Genomic DNA, 14,311 nt, shown 5'->3' with positions numbered 1-14,311 from the left:
CGTCGCGCTCCCGTCAGCCTTCTTCCTGCAGCGCCAAGCGTTTGAGCTCGTCTTTTGCGTGCAGAATGTGACGTTCCATTGCCTCCGCCGCGCGAGCGCTGTCGCCCCGCTTGATCGCCTCGAAGATTTCCTTGTGCTCCACCCTCGAAGCCTCGACCTGGTCTTCGAACACGAGATGATCGACGGGGACGAACATTTCGCCGCGAGCCTCGACCACAGCGGCCTCCAACCTGCTGTTTCCCGCCGCTCTGGCGATACCGCCGTGGAACCTGGCGTCACAAGCCCGGAACGATCCCCGACTTCCGGAAACCCCCAATTGCTCAATGGATTCGAGCAACTCGAGAAGATGACGATCGGTTCGCCGGACCGCCGCGAGGCTTGCCGTGCGCATTTCCAACCCGATACGGAGGTCGACGATCTCGTCGATGTCTGCTTCTCGCGCTTTCAACTGGCCAACCCAGTCTTCATAAGGCCTGGTCAACTCCGAAACGAACGATCCGCCCGTGGCTCCTCGCCGCACCTCGATGTATCCCATCGCCTGAAGGATTCGGACCGCTTCTCGCACACTGACTCGACCGACTTCGAGTTGCTGAGACAGTTCACGCTCGGATGGCAGGCGATCACCGGGGCTGAGCGCGCCGCTGTGAATGAGCAGTCGCAAGCGTCGAGCGATATCCTCCCCCAACGTCGGTGCACTGACCATGAATTCGATGGCCGGCAGCTTGTCGATCTGCACGTCTCGTACCCCCTACTCGGTGCCTGGACCGACTCTTCAGCTTCGTCCTCGTACGCTTCGTCTTGACCTACGAAATCGAACGCTCCCATTCGCAACTGTCCTTGAATAGATACAGCAGCGCGCGGCACTTCGAACCCGTTACCCCAACTTTACAAGCCAAACTCTAGCGAAAAGCCATTCAATGGTTCTATGCTCGCTCCTATGACCCAATTCACGATGACGGCGGAGGCACTCCCCGCCATGCCCCTGATCGGAGTCACCGGCCGCGTCGACCGCGGCGGGCCGTCACTACCCAACGTCGTCGGCGACGCGTTGATGGAAATGTTCTTCACCGATTTTCCGTCGAAGATCCGCGCCGCCGGTGGTCAACCGATCCTGCTGAGCATCCACAGTGATCCGCGCCGAATCGTCGAGCATCTCGACGCCCTCGTCCTCAGCGGTGGTTCCGACGTGGACCCCCGACGATACGGCCGCACCCCCGGCCCCAACTCGTCACCCATCGACCCCGCTCGGGACGAATTCGAGTTCGCCCTGGTCGATGCAGCCTGGGAAATCGGACTGCCAATCCTGGGAGTGTGCCGAGGACACCAAGTCGTCAACGTCGCCCGCGGCGGCACACTGGTTGCCGACCTTCCGACCGACGCCGGTGAGGCGCACAGCTTCTTCGGCTATCCGCGTTCCTACCGACCACAACAGGTCGCCCTTGAATCCGGCTCCATCCCATACAGTCTGTACGGCAACAGCATTCACGTGAACAGCCTTCACCACCAAGCCGTGGACACCCCGGGGAGCGGGCTTCGGATCGTCGGACGCGCGCTCGACGGCGTCGCCGAAGCCATCCAGGCCGCCGATCGCCCCGTGGTGGGCGTGCAGTGGCACCCCGAATTCTTCGTCGAAATCGACCCGCTCTTCTCGTGGCTCGTCGACGCTGCAACCTCCCGTCGGACCAATTCTTCTCACCAGATCGATCATCACAGAATGGAAGACAACAATGTCACGTACGCATGAGAACAAGGTTGCCCTGATCACCGGTGCAGGCTCCGGAATCGGCCGCGGCATCGCGCTGCGCCTCGCCTCCGACGGTGCCCGCGTCGCGGTCGTGGACCTTCACATCGAAAGTGCAAAGGAGACCGTCGCACTTATCGAATCGCAGTACGGCACACCCGCGCTCGCCCTTGAGGCCGATGTGCGCGACCGCGCCGCCGTGAGCGCCGCTTTCGAAGCCACCGTCGCCGAATGGGGACGCTTCGACTACCTCGTCAACAACGCCGGCCTGATCACGATGAGTTCTCTCGAGAACCTCACCGACGAAGAGTGGGACCTCGTCCTCGACGTCAATCTCAAGGGCATGTTCATCGTCACGCAGATCGCCACCCCGTACTTCCGCGACGGCAACAGCGGCGCTGTGGTGAACTTGTCGACGGTGGAAGCGGACGTGGTCGTGTCCTCCCAGGGCTTCGCACAGGTCCACTACAACGCGTCGAAGGGTGGAGTGAAGATGCTGACGAAGGCTCTGGCCGTCGAACTCTCGCGGTACAACGTACGAGTCAACGCGATCGCCCCCGGGCCGGTCCCCACCGCCTTCCTGCCTGGCATCGACGTCTCCTCCGGCGAAGTTCTCGACTTCATGAAGTCCAGGCTCCTGGTGCCGCGCGTCGGCCGCCCCGAGGACATGGGTGCTGCAGTCTCCTTCCTGCTCTCCGACGACGCCTCCTACATCAGTGGAGTCCAGCTGCCCGTCGACGGCGGATGGCTTGCCCGATGAAAGGCCGGCTCACCACGGCCGAGCTCGCCGAGTCCGACATCGACACCGTCCTCATCGCCGGTATCGACCTCTACGGACGGTTGATCGGCAAACGAGTCCCGACGCGAATTTTCCTCGCGAACATCGACGAGGGTCTGCATGTGTGCACCTGTGTGTATGCCTGGGATGCCAGCCAACGCATGGACAAACTCGTTGTCGACTACGCCGGCGGACACACCGGCTGGCATGACTTCCGCCTGCAACCTGACCTGGGAACACTGCGACGCGCGTCGTGGCTCGAGTCCACTGCCATCGTCATCGCTGACTCGGTCGACGAACATACCGGCGAGATGGTCCCGATCGCACCGCGCACGATCCTGCGCAAACAGATCGACAAGCTCGAAGCTGACGGCCACACCGTCTACGCGGCAACGGAACTCGAGTTCCACCTCTACCGAGGTACCCCCGACGCATTGCGGCGCAGCGGCTATCGGGATCTCGAACCCACCACCCTGGTGCCCTCGGATTACACCATCACCGCCGGCAACGCGATGGAACCTTTCTTCCGCAAGGTACGAACCGCGTTGGAGGAGAGCGCGATTCCCGTGGAGGTCTCTCAGGTCGAATACGGCCTGGGCCAGTGGGAGATCAACCTCGAATACGGAACCGCCCTCGAGATGGCCGACCGCCATGTGCTATTCAAGCAGGTCGTCCACGACGTCGCTGCGGCAGAAGGGCTCACTGCTACCTTCATGGCACGTCCGAGCACCGACGGCATGGGCTCGTCGTGTCATATTCACGCGTCCATGCGGAGCGACGACACCTTCCCATTCCACGACGAAAGCGCAGAAAACACCGCGAGCGCCGAACTGCTGCACGCCGTCGGCGGAGTTCTCGAGCACTGCCCGGAACTCATGCTGTTCTACACGCCGACCATCAACTCGATGCGCCGCACCAGAGCCAGCCACGATTTCTCGGGGAACGGCTTGACCTGGGGTTTCGACAACAGGACTACCACCTGCCGACTCATCACCGGTGCACCGTCCGCCAACCGTCTCGAAATGAGACTGCCAGGGGCGGACGCAAATCCGTATCTCGCACTCGCCGCCGTTCTGGCGTCGATGAACGACGGTCTGACACGAAAGCTCGATCCCGGCGCACCGGTACGACGCGACGGGTACAGCGACACAGACACACTCGAGAAGGTGAAGCAACAACCGCTGCCCGGCACACTGGACGAAGCGGCGCGTGCGCTCGAGGCCAGTGAGTTCGCACTCGCGGCGTTCGGCGCCGACGTCGTATCGCACTATGCGGCGGTCGCCAAGGACGAATGGGATTCCTTCATGTCCGCGGTCACCGACTGGGAACGCGAACGCTACCTCGACAACATCTGACCTACAAACGATTTCGCCACGAAGGACAGTCATGACCACTTCATGCTCACTCGTGCCCCAGAACAACACGATCGACGGAAACGTCGAAACACCGGCTATCGACCTCGGCGAATTTCTCACCGATCCCGACACCGGAGAGAAACTGCAAGCCCAACTCTCGTCCTCCACCGAACAGGCGGAGAGGGCGATCACCGCCGCGACAGAACTTCACCGATCGGGTGTCTGGACCCGTCGATCGGTCGCCGACCGGGTGCGCCTACTCGAGAGAACGGCTGAACTTGTCGAAGAACGGACTGCGGCGATCGCTCGTGAGGACTCCAAGAACAACGGCCTTCCGCTTTCGATCAGCACACTTTTCGCCGGCGGACTTCCCGATCTGTTCCGCAGTGCTGCAACGCATCTGAAGAACTCCTCCGGGTTCGAGCAGCTGGCGTCAGGTGCACAATTACGTCGGCTGGCGTGGGGCCCGACCGCTGTGATCGCACCGTGGAACGCACCGAGCTTCATCACCGCCAAGAAGACCGCATTCGCTTTGGCCGCAGGTGCTCCGGTCATCGCCAAGCCCTCCAACTGGGCTCCGTCAGGACCCAACGTGCTTGCCGAGGCGATCTCACGTGCCATCGCCGAAGTCGACGCGCCGAAAGCTCTGTTTCAACTCGTTCACGGAGGCGGGGACGTCGGGCATCTACTGGCCTCCGATCGACGAATCCGAGCACTGGCGTTCACCGGCGGCCGAGCGGCCGGTAGTTCCATCGCCGCTGCAGCTTCTACCGATTTCAAGGCTCTTCAACTCGAGCTCGGCAGCAACAACCCCGTGATCATCCGCGCCGACGCCGACATCGATCTGACTGCCACCGCACTCGTCGACGGGTTCACCAAACTCAACGGGCAATGGTGTGAGAGTCCGGGAAGCGTCTTCGTGCCGCCGCACCTTCACGACCGGCTTGTCGACGCAATACTCGACCGCACGGCCGAAATCGCACTCGGCCGAACCGATGACGCCAACACCACGATGGGTCCGCAGGCGAACGAGCCTCAACTCCAACGGATGCGGGATACCGTCGAGTTCCTCCGTGGCGTGGGCGGCACGGCCGTCTCGAGCACCCCCGTGCCTGACGATTCCGGATGGTTCTTCCCACCGACAGTGGTGCGCGGAATCTCGTCGGAGCAGACCAAATCGGAGACCTTCGGGCCGATCCTGACGGTGCACCGAGCATCATCCGACGAGGAAGCTCTGCTCGAGGCCAACGCTCTCGATACCGGCCTGGCCGGATACGTGTTCGGCGCCGACGTCGACGCCGCTCGTGAACTTGCGACCCGAATCGATTGCGGTGAGAACAAGATCAACAGCACCAGCCTCCTGGACCTAGACGACCACTCGACCCAGAGTTTCTGGGGCGGAAGCGGTATCGGCGCACACGGCGACGCAGAGCTTCTCGACTTCTTCCGGGGATCGAGAATCATCGGGGTCGATGCGCCCGGACTTCCTCTCTAGGCGGAGGAGGTCGAGGAAATGGGTGAAGCGGCTCGGGTGGGCACCGATACGAGTCGGGTGGGCACCATGGTGGTCGAATGCCACGATACCGCGGCGGTTCTCGCACGTATTTCGTCGCTGGGGTGGAAGCTCGGCGTCGAGGTCGTCAGCCTGTCTACATGGGTATCCGTGACATCGCCGGGAGTCACCGGAATGTCGATCGCGTACCGTTGCCCGGCAACGATCTCCGACGCCATGTTGATCAAGCGTCTCAACAAGATCATCGGGATAGTTCGCATCAAGACGGACCACGGCCCGTTCGTTCCGGTGACACCACAGGTCGGCCTACACGTCACCGCGACTTTCCAACGCGTCGATCCCGTGGCGCTGGTGGCGTACCGGCACGGCGCAACTGTGTGCAGTCAAGCGAACAATGTACTGTCGGTACAACTCACCACCACCCGATCGATCGCGGACACATTCGTATCTGATCTGGCACAGGTCGCAGAGCGTCCGCTGCGGGGTGAGATCTCGCTGCAGGAGATTCATCTTGCATGACGTCGAAGTGCACCACGGCGATGTGCGGCTACGGAAGTTGGCCAGTAGCCGCACATCATCGTGTGATCAGTGAGCCGGGAGGAGGGACGTCTCCTGCTGCACACCGTCTTCTGCGCCGATCTGGACGATGTTTCGCGGCAGGAACACGGCTGCGATCGCGCCGAGAACTGCTGCAGCAGCACCGATCAGGAACGCGATACGCATGCCCTCGTCGGTGTAGAAGACAGCGCCCTCCATCGCCATCGCGATGTGCGAGTTCAAGACCGTGAAGGCGATGACGGGAAGCACTGCGGGGAAGATGCTCTGGAAGACCGCAACCATGCTCGCCGTGGTTGCCTGCAACTGCGGCGGCACTGCCTCGATGAGCAGGTTCGGGATGGAGGCGTAGCCCATACCCATACCGACACCGAAGATTCCGGCAAAGATGATGAGCAGAGGCTTGTTGTCGTGAATGGTTGCCGTCAACGTGAATCCGACTGCCATGAGGATCATTCCGATGATCATCAGCAGACGGGGCCGGATGTTGCGCCCCACGAGGAAGCCCACGATCAAACCACCGACCACCACCATGCCGCCAAGCGGCGCCTGGAAGATCGCGAATCCCTCTGCCGTGACGCCGAATCCGTATCCCAGGCCGAGAACTGCTGGGGTCATCACCATCATCGGCAGCAGAATCGTGAAGACTCCCGACGCGCCGTAGCAGAACCCGGCACCGACGGCAGTGAGCATCACCGAACGCTTGCCGAAGTAGCGCAGGTCGATCAAGGGCTCGCGGATGGCTCGGGCAGAGGCAACCCAAGCCACCAACAGTGCGACGCCGCCGATCAGGTAGGCCAGTGTCGAACCGTTCTTCCAGCCCCAGGTCGGTCCGAAGCTGACGCCGATCAGAATTCCGGCGATGCCCGATCCGAGCAGTACCGCACCGATCAGGTCCAGCGAAGAGCGAAGTCGGACAGTCGATTCCGCCGTCGAAGCGAAGATCATGCCGCCGAGGAGAACCAGCCCGACGACAAAGAACCAGAAGATGCTCCGGAACCCGTGGTTGTCGATCAACCAACCGGAGACGAACGGCGCCGGAATCGCGATCAGACCCATACCGGAAGTCGCGATACTGACCGCCAGCGCAACAGTTTTCGGCGGGAAGACATCTCGAATGAGGGAGTAGCTCAGGAAGAGGCAGGGAACGAGCAGACCCGTCAATGACCGGCCCAGAATCAGGACGGCATAGCTCGGCGCAACCGCCGAAATGAAGGATCCGACCGCTGCGCCGGCGACCGCCAAGAGCAGGACTTTTCGCTTGCCGTACATGTCGGCGAGCTTTCCGAGCAGAGGAGACGCGACCGCCCCCAGCAGCAAGAACGACGTGAGCAGCCATGCTCCCTGCGTCGTCTGATAATGCGTCGAGATGGCCGGCAGCGCAGTGGAAATCATCATGTAGCTCACCGCGAGCATCTCGAGAAGTAGAACGATCGACGCCAGAGAGAACACCAGTCGCGGAGTCCAACGCTCCGGTATCGATGTCGGTTCGGGCGCACTAGGAGACGAACCGGAGCTGTGGACGTGAGACGCCATGGCTGGAAGATCCTTTCGGGACACCTACAAAATTCGATTGACCCCCTGTCGAATACCGCCGACGGGGGCCTTGCGGGGAAGTGCAGTGGAACGACAGCTACCGCTCTCGGCAACGTGTTACGTGCATCACAGCCCTCACATCGAACACGCGCTACCAAATGTTCCGTGGAGCGGGACATTCAGGACAACGACTGATTGGCATCACAAACTCGAACCTGGCCTTGGATTATGAGCAACGGCAACGATTTTCGGTTCGAACTTGAACGTGGAGCCATTCCCATCTTCGAAATACCGACCACCCCGTACTTGACGATCCCGCCTTTGAGGTTCCCCCCTCGGTGTCAACTTCGGGAATCATCCCCCAGAAACGACTGTGCGCCGTTTCGGTAGCGGTAACTACCAAAACGGCGCACAGGGGCCGAAGGCCCTACAGAACTATGTTGACCATCTTGCCCGGCACAACGATCACCTTGCGGGGTGCGTTGCCCTCGAGCAGAGCGACGATCTTCTCGTCGGCCAGCGCAATCTCTTCGACAGCCTTGCGATCGGCATCCGCCGGGACGCTGATGCGGCTACGAACCTTGCCGTTGACCTGGATCGGGTACTCGACGGTATCCTCGACGAGCCACTTCTCCTCGACTGCCGGGAAGGGTCCGTGCGCAAGGGATTCCGTGTGACCCAGACGCGACCACAGCTCTTCCGCGAGGTGCGGCGCCAGGGGAGCGAGCATCAGCACCAGCGGCTCGACAGCAGCACGCGGCGCACCGCCCGGGAACGCCTTGGTGAGGTGGTTGTTGTACTCGATCAGCTTCGCGGCGGCCGTGTTGTCGCGCAGCGCCGTGTAATCCTCGATGACACCGGAAATCGCCTTGTTGAGCGCACGCAGCGTCTCTTCACCAGGAGCTTCGTCGGTGACACGGGGCTTGCCGGTCTCCTCGTCGATGACGACGCGCCACACTCGCTGCAGGAATCGCGCAGCACCGACGACGTCCTTGGTTGCCCACGGACGCGAGGTGTCCAGCGGACCCATCGACATCTCGTACACACGCAGAGTGTCTGCACCGAACTCGGCGCAGATCTCGTCCGGCGCAACGGCATTCTTCAGGCTCTTGCCCATCTTGCCGTACTCGCGGTTGACCTCGGCGCCTTCGTAGAAGAACTTGCCGTCACGCTCGACGACCTCCTCTGCCGGCACGTAGACGCCGCGGGCGTCGGTGTACGCGAATGCCTGGATGTAGCCCTGGTTGTACAGGCGGCGGTACGGCTCGCTCGAGGACACGTAGCCCAGGTCGAACAGAACCTTGTGCCAGAAGCGCGAGTACAGCAGGTGCAGCACTGCGTGCTCGACGCCGCCGACGTACAGGTCGACTCCACCGGGATCGTTGGGGCCGTGCAGTTCCGGACGCGGGCCCGTCCAGTACGCCTCGTTCTGCGGGTCGCAGAAGGCGTCCTGGTTGGTGGGGTCGATGTAGCGCAGCTGGTACCACGAGCTACCTGCCCACTGCGGCATGACGTTGGTGTCGCGGTGGTAGGTCTGCAGACCGTCACCGAGATCGAGCTCGACGTTGACCCAGTCGGTCGCCTTGTTCAGCGGGGGAGAGGGCTCGGAGTTGGCGTCGTCCGGATCGAAGGACACGGGTGCGTAGTCCTCGACCTCCGGAAGCACCACGGGCAGAGCCGAATCCGGCAGAGCGTGTGCGTTGCCGTCCGCGTCGTAGACGATCGGGAAAGGCTCGCCCCAGTAACGCTGACGCGCGAAAAGCCAGTCGCGCAGCTTGTACTGGATGGTGCCCTTGCCCTGGCCGCTCTCCTCGAGGCGACTGATGACGGTCGCCTTGGCCTCGGCAACGTCCAGCCCGTCGAGGTAGTCGGAGTTCACCAGCGGGCCGTCACCGGAGTACGCAGCCTCCGAAACATTGCCACCGGCAATAACTTCGAGAATATCCAGGCCGAACGCGTTCGCGAACTCCCAGTCACGGTGATCGTGTCCCGGAACTGCCATGATCGCACCGGTGCCGTAACCCGTCAGAACGTAGTCGGCGATGAAGATCGGAACCTTGTGTCCGTTGACCGGATTGACGGCGTAGGAACCGAGGAAGACGCCCGTCTTCTCCTTGTTTTCCTGGCGCTCCAGGTCGGTCTTGGCGGCAATCGACTTACGGTATGCAGCAACAGCTTCCGCCGGAGTCGTGGCACCGCCAGTCCAGCGCGCGTCGACACCTTCGGGCCACTCGTCCGCGACGAGCTTGTCCACCAAGTCGTGCTCAGGAGCCAGCGTCACGTAGGTGGCGCCGAACAGCGTGTCCGGACGGGTAGTGAACACATCGACGCCGTACTCGCCTGCGGCAAAGGTAACTTCGGCACCGTACGAGCGTCCGATCCAGTTGCGCTGCATGGCCTTGACCTTGTCCGGCCAATCCAAGTACTCGAGGTCGTCGACCAGGCGATCGGAGTACGCGGTGATGCGCATCATCCACTGCTGGAGATGCTTACGGAAGACTGGGAAGTTTCCGCGGTCACTACGACCGTCGGCGGTGACTTCCTCGTTGGCCAGGACGGTACCCAAACCGGGGCACCAGTTGACCATCGAATCCGACTGGTAGACAAGGCGGTACGAGTCCAGAACCTTGGCCTTCGCGGCCACGTCCAACGAAGCCCACTCGCGTCCGTCTTCCAGAGCGCGCTCACCGGAATCGAACTCGGCTTCCAACTCGGAGATACGACGCGCCTTGCCGGCTTCCTTGTCGTACCAGGCGCCATGGATCTGCAGGAAGATCCACTGCGTCCAGTGGTAGAAGTCGACATCCGTCGTCGCGAGACTACGACGCTCGTCGTGGCCCAGACCCAGGCGTCGCAGCTGGCGCTTCATGTTCGCGATGTTGGACTCGGTGGTGGTCCGTGGGTGGGTACCCGTCTGCACGGCGTACTGCTCGGCCGGGAGACCGAAGGCGTCGTAGCCGAGGGTGTGCAGGACATTGCGGCCCTGCATGCGATGGAAGCGCGCGAAGACGTCCGTAGCGATGTATCCGAGCGGGTGACCGACATGCAGGCCCGAACCCGAGGGGTACGGGAACATGTCCTGCACGAAGAGCTTGTCGGCGGGAACACCGTCGGGCGAGGAGAGCGGACCGACCGGATTGGGCGCGTTGAACGTGCCTTCCTCACTCCAGCGGTCCTGCCAGTGCTGCTCGATCTGGCCGGCGAGCTCCGCGGTGTAGCGGTGCTGCGGAGTTGCGTCGGCTGGTGAATCGGGGGACTGCGGAGACTCGGTCACTGTGGTCGCTATCTACTTGGCTGACGGAAATACCGATAACCAGGGTAGAGCCTGCACGACCCGGGCATACCATCAACTCCACTCGCGCCTATCCTGTATGGGTGATCGTTGTCGCTGTGGTGCTATTCGTGCTCGCTGTCGCCGTCGGTGGAGTTGCTGTCGCCGGACTGATCGGCAAACTCCCGCGCAACCGCTGGGCCGGTGTCCGCACCGAGGATTCCCTGCGGAGCGAGGAGTCGTTCGCCCTCGCCAACAAGGTGGCCGGTCCGACCATGCTCGCGGCCGCTGGAATGTTGGTCATCGGCGGAGTCGCAGCACTGACCATCGGCGGAGTCTTCGGCATTGCCGTCGCGATCATCGCCGTCGTCGTCGCCGTCCTCACTGCCGGTTTCGGTGGAGGCATCGGCACCCGCGCAGCCGCCGCGCTCCCGCAGCAGAGCGGATGCGGTAACGACTGCAACTGCGGCGGACACTCCGAGCCTGCCGCCGACGAGCCGGTGGCGGAGACCCCCGAGGCCAAGGCGAACGCTGCCGCTTGCGGCACCGCTTCCTGCGGTGCCTGCGCGCTCAAGGATGCTTGCCAGCCGGCTCATTGATTCACGTGAAACATCGCGTGGTCGACCCGGCCGGGGTCGTATTCGGGCTAGTCGTTCCGCTGTTGTGTGCGGTCTTCGGCTTCGTCCTGACAAAAATTTGGGAGCCCCGCCTCCCGGAACAGATCGCGACTCACTGGACCACCACCTCGCCGGACGGATTCTCCACCCCGTCGGCCAACGCCTGGACCATTACACTTCTGACGCTGCTCTTCGGTGGCGGCCTGAGTGCGATTGCTGCTCTTGCTCCCGCGATGCTGATGATGCGCCGATTCATGTTAGTTGTCGGGCTGAGCGTGGTCGGGCTCATCACGACAGCGAACTTCGCTTTGCTCTACACCCAACTCGATGTCACCGATCCATCCACGACGTCACTCCCGCTGTGGTCTCTCGGTGTCGGCTTTGTCATCGGCGGGGTGGTGGGGTGGATCGGCGCCTCGTTCCTGCGTGACTACCGCGTCCGCACTCTTGCCACGATCGAACCCTCGGCCGGGTTGCCGCGAAGCCGCTGCGCTCTCCCCATCTCCGACGACGTCGGATTCAGCACCAAGGGGTCGGTGATCCTCACTGCGATCACTCTGGCGCCCGGAGTCATCATGGCGTTGGCGATGCGGTCACTCTGGCCGTTGTTCATCTTCGGGGCACTCGGACTGCTCGTCGTCAGCCTGGTTCGCTTCCGGGTGATCGTCGACGAACGGGAAATCCGGGTGATCAACATGGGGATGGCTGCGATGACCTACGGCATCGAGGAAGTTGTCGGAGCCGACGTCGCGGAGATCAAACCGTTCGCGGACTTCGGCGGCTGGGGACTCAAGACCAAGGGTCGTCGTAACTACGGCGTCGTCACCCGCACCGGACCAGCGGTGGTCATCACGTTCGCTTGTGGCGACCGACTCACGATCACGACACCCGAAGCCAAAGACATCGCGGGGTCACTCAATCGATTGGCCGACGCCCGGACTCGGTAACCGCCGAGCCTGAACCGATCGCTTCCTGAGTCTTCTCGAGATACCCACACGCCGCAGCCCTGGCTTTGGTGACATCGCGTTCGGCGATGGCTTCGGCAACTCCCTGATGATGCGAAGACGTCAGAGACGGCGGATGCACCCCTTCGGTCACCTCGTAGGTGGCTCGAACTGTTTCGAGGATTCCGGCAAACAGATCTTTCAGCACGGGATTGTGGGCGGCATCGACAACGGCAATGTGAAACGCGAGATCGACGTCGACGAAGTTCTCCGCTGGGACATCACGCTTGGCGGCCAGTTCACGAAGTATCCGAACGTCGTCGTCGCTGCGACGCTCACACGCCAACCGGACCGCTTCCATCTCGAGCGCACGACGCACTTCGAAGACGTATTTCATCTCGTCGACGGACGCGTGTTTGCCGAGCAGTCCGCCGATGTCGGTCCGAGCGCGCACGAAGGTCCCTGATCCGCGACGGATCTCGAGAACTCCCGTCGAGGTCAATGTCTTGATCGCTTCGCGCACGGTGTTCCGGCCGACGCCGAGAACACTCATCAGCTCCGGCTCGGTCGGAACACGATTGCCCACTGTCCAGACGCCGTCGGAGATCTGCGTGCGCATCCAGTCGAGGGATTGCTCGTACGCGGACTCTTTGCGAACAACGGTCATCAGCTCATCCTCACAGCATTAGCGGCGATCATTCCACTCACCTACGATACGTAGGACGACCCATGTATTTTCGCACTCTGTCTTCAGGAGGGGCTTCCCACGTCCGCCACAGCTGTCGCCACCGAAGAACGCACACGCCGCACCAATCGACACTTCTACGGCGTGGGCTACGTCCTCACCGTGATCCTCTTGGGCGCGAACATGCCCACCTCCGTCTACGGGCTGTACCGGACCGAGTTCGGATTCACGCCCACCATCCAGACGCTGATCTACGGCGTCTACGTCGCCGGCCTCGTTCCGGCATTGCTGTTCTTCGGACCGCTGTCCGACGCCCTCGGCCGACGCACCGTGCTCCTTACTGCACTCGCTCTGAGCGTCGTCGGCACGCTCGTTCTGGCATTTGCCGACGCGACGGTGTGGTTGTTCGTCGGCCGGATTGCCCAGGGAATCGCGGTGGGCGCGGCCAGTGCGGCGGGCAGCGCCGCATTGGTGGAGCAGGAACCGAAGTTCGATCACCGACGAGCAGCGCTCGTATCGACGGTGACGGGCGCGTTGGGCGGTGCGCTCGGACCACTCGTGTCCGGTGCAATCGCCCAGTACCTTCCACAACCGCTGCGGTTGCCGTATCTGATCTTCCTCGTCGCGTTCATCCCGGCACTGATCGTGTTGCTGCTACTTCCGCGGATCGGGGACGTCACACGCCCGAAGCGGTTCTTCCAAATGCCACATGTTCCCGCCACTATTCGCGAGACTTTCTGGCTCAGCTCGCTCGCCGTCGCGCTGTCGTGGGGCGCGGTCGGGCTCTTCCAGTCGGTGGTCCCGTCGTGGATGACCAGCCTGCTGAACATCGACAACCTTCTGCTCGGCGGCGGGGCAGCTGCACTGGTGATGATCTGCTCGGTGGTCGCGCAACTCGGCGGAAGCCGCATGGACCCGCGCACGTCCGTCACCGTCGGTCTGGGAATCCTCGCTCTGGGAATGATCGGCCTCCTCGTGGTCGACCTCGTCCCGAGCCTGGCACTGCTGGGCGCCATCACCGTCGTGGTCGGCGCCGGGCACGGTCTGGCGTTTGCCGGCGGCATGAAGCGCGTCAACGCCGCCGCCCGGACCCACGCCCGCGAGAGCCACGGCGGAGTTCTGGCCGCGTTCTTCACCGTCAGCTACGCGGGACTGGCGATCCCGTCGATCATCGCGGGTATCGCCATCACCCTCCAGGGAATGCAGACGGCCATCATCGAGCTGTCGATCGTCGGGACGCTGCTGTGCCTGGCCGTGATGGGCTTCAACCTTCGTGGGGCTCGAGAGCCCGTCGACGCACGCCGTTATCCTTAGCC

Annotated in this window: 12 protein-coding genes; 8 read left to right on the top strand and 4 right to left on the bottom strand. The window is 62.7% G+C overall.

Annotation, left to right across the window (positions count from 1 at the left end; genetic code table 11):
* Positions 1-13 precede the first annotated feature (13 nt).
* Complete coding sequence (locus ABIE52_RS22120; RefSeq protein WP_021332595.1) at positions 14-736, bottom strand: FadR/GntR family transcriptional regulator; 723 nt, start codon at positions 734-736, stop codon at positions 14-16.
* A 201-nt stretch (positions 737-937) separates the two neighbouring features.
* Between ABIE52_RS22120 and ABIE52_RS22115 the strand changes: the two genes are divergently transcribed.
* Genes ABIE52_RS22115 through ABIE52_RS22095 form a run of 5 tightly spaced genes read left to right on the top strand, consistent with a single transcriptional unit; the run spans position 938 to position 5,906 of the window.
* Entirely contained in the window at positions 938-1,744 is an 807-nt protein-coding gene (locus ABIE52_RS22115) for a gamma-glutamyl-gamma-aminobutyrate hydrolase family protein (protein WP_225320216.1), read from the top strand.
* Complete coding sequence (locus tag ABIE52_RS22110) at positions 1,728-2,501, top strand: SDR family NAD(P)-dependent oxidoreductase (RefSeq protein WP_021332597.1); 774 nt, start codon at positions 1,728-1,730, stop codon at positions 2,499-2,501. The genes ABIE52_RS22115 and ABIE52_RS22110 overlap by 17 nt, the downstream gene beginning before the upstream one ends.
* Positions 2,498-3,874, top strand: coding sequence for a glutamine synthetase family protein (locus ABIE52_RS22105; RefSeq protein WP_099696898.1), 1,377 nt, complete (start codon positions 2,498-2,500; stop codon positions 3,872-3,874). Before ABIE52_RS22110 ends, ABIE52_RS22105 begins: the two co-directional genes overlap by 4 nt.
* A 31-nt stretch (positions 3,875-3,905) precedes the next feature.
* Complete coding sequence (locus tag ABIE52_RS22100; protein ID WP_192712803.1) at positions 3,906-5,369, top strand: aldehyde dehydrogenase family protein; 1,464 nt, start codon at positions 3,906-3,908, stop codon at positions 5,367-5,369.
* An 18-nt stretch (positions 5,370-5,387) separates the two neighbouring features.
* The gene (locus tag ABIE52_RS22095) at positions 5,388-5,906 is read left to right on the top strand and encodes a hypothetical protein (RefSeq protein WP_007729094.1); all 519 of its coding nucleotides are present in this window, start codon (positions 5,388-5,390) and stop codon (positions 5,904-5,906) included.
* Between the two features lie 66 nt (positions 5,907-5,972).
* Here ABIE52_RS22095 and ABIE52_RS22090 read toward each other — a convergent pair whose 3' ends face one another.
* Positions 5,973-7,478 (bottom strand): MFS transporter, encoded by a 1,506-nt coding sequence (locus ABIE52_RS22090; protein ID WP_042451764.1) that lies wholly within the window; start codon positions 7,476-7,478, stop codon positions 5,973-5,975.
* A 427-nt stretch (positions 7,479-7,905) separates the two neighbouring features.
* Positions 7,906-10,752, bottom strand: coding sequence for a leucine--tRNA ligase (leuS, locus tag ABIE52_RS22085; protein ID WP_021332602.1), 2,847 nt, complete (start codon positions 10,750-10,752; stop codon positions 7,906-7,908).
* Between the two features lie 101 nt (positions 10,753-10,853).
* On the opposite strand from leuS, the gene ABIE52_RS22080 reads away from it, so the two are divergent.
* Positions 10,854-11,348 (top strand): SdpI family protein, encoded by a 495-nt coding sequence (locus ABIE52_RS22080; RefSeq protein WP_003942484.1) that lies wholly within the window; start codon positions 10,854-10,856, stop codon positions 11,346-11,348.
* A gap of 5 nt (positions 11,349-11,353) precedes the next feature.
* Positions 11,354-12,313: a DUF1648 domain-containing protein gene (locus tag ABIE52_RS22075; RefSeq protein ID WP_354541532.1), complete on the top strand. Its 960-nt coding sequence runs from the start codon at positions 11,354-11,356 to the stop codon at positions 12,311-12,313.
* Here ABIE52_RS22075 and ABIE52_RS22070 read toward each other — a convergent pair.
* On the bottom strand, positions 12,282-12,977 hold the full coding sequence (locus tag ABIE52_RS22070) for a FadR/GntR family transcriptional regulator (RefSeq protein ID WP_030537479.1): 696 nt from the start codon (positions 12,975-12,977) through the stop codon (positions 12,282-12,284). The genes ABIE52_RS22075 and ABIE52_RS22070 overlap by 32 nt on opposite strands.
* Positions 12,978-13,139: 162 nt before the next feature.
* Between ABIE52_RS22070 and ABIE52_RS22065 the strand changes: the two genes are divergently transcribed.
* Positions 13,140-14,309: an MFS transporter gene (locus ABIE52_RS22065; RefSeq protein WP_192712804.1), complete on the top strand. Its 1,170-nt coding sequence runs from the start codon at positions 13,140-13,142 to the stop codon at positions 14,307-14,309.
* The last annotated feature ends 2 nt before the right edge of the window (positions 14,310-14,311 follow it).

The sequence above is a fragment of the Rhodococcus sp. OAS809 genome, from assembly GCF_040546695.1.
Lineage (GTDB): Bacteria > Actinomycetota > Actinomycetes > Mycobacteriales > Mycobacteriaceae > Rhodococcus_F > Rhodococcus_F qingshengii.
Note: the sequence above shows the minus strand (reverse complement) of the source record. Positions and strands in the feature narration are given on the sequence as shown.

Excerpts from the sequence above, each read along its gene's own strand:
- ABIE52_RS22115 (WP_225320216.1), top strand. The coding sequence starts at position 938 with ATGACCCAATTCACGATGACGGCGGAGGCACTCCCCGCCATGCCCCTG.
- ABIE52_RS22110 (WP_021332597.1), top strand. The coding sequence starts at position 1,728 with ATGTCACGTACGCATGAGAACAAGGTTGCCCTGATCACCGGTGCAGGC.
- ABIE52_RS22105 (WP_099696898.1), top strand. The coding sequence starts at position 2,498 with ATGAAAGGCCGGCTCACCACGGCCGAGCTCGCCGAGTCCGACATCGAC.
- ABIE52_RS22100 (WP_192712803.1), top strand. The coding sequence starts at position 3,906 with ATGACCACTTCATGCTCACTCGTGCCCCAGAACAACACGATCGACGGA.
- ABIE52_RS22095 (WP_007729094.1), top strand. The coding sequence starts at position 5,388 with ATGGGTGAAGCGGCTCGGGTGGGCACCGATACGAGTCGGGTGGGCACC.
- ABIE52_RS22090 (WP_042451764.1), bottom strand. The coding sequence starts at position 7,478 with ATGGCGTCTCACGTCCACAGCTCCGGTTCGTCTCCTAGTGCGCCCGAA.
- ABIE52_RS22070 (WP_030537479.1), bottom strand. The coding sequence starts at position 12,977 with ATGACCGTTGTTCGCAAAGAGTCCGCGTACGAGCAATCCCTCGACTGG.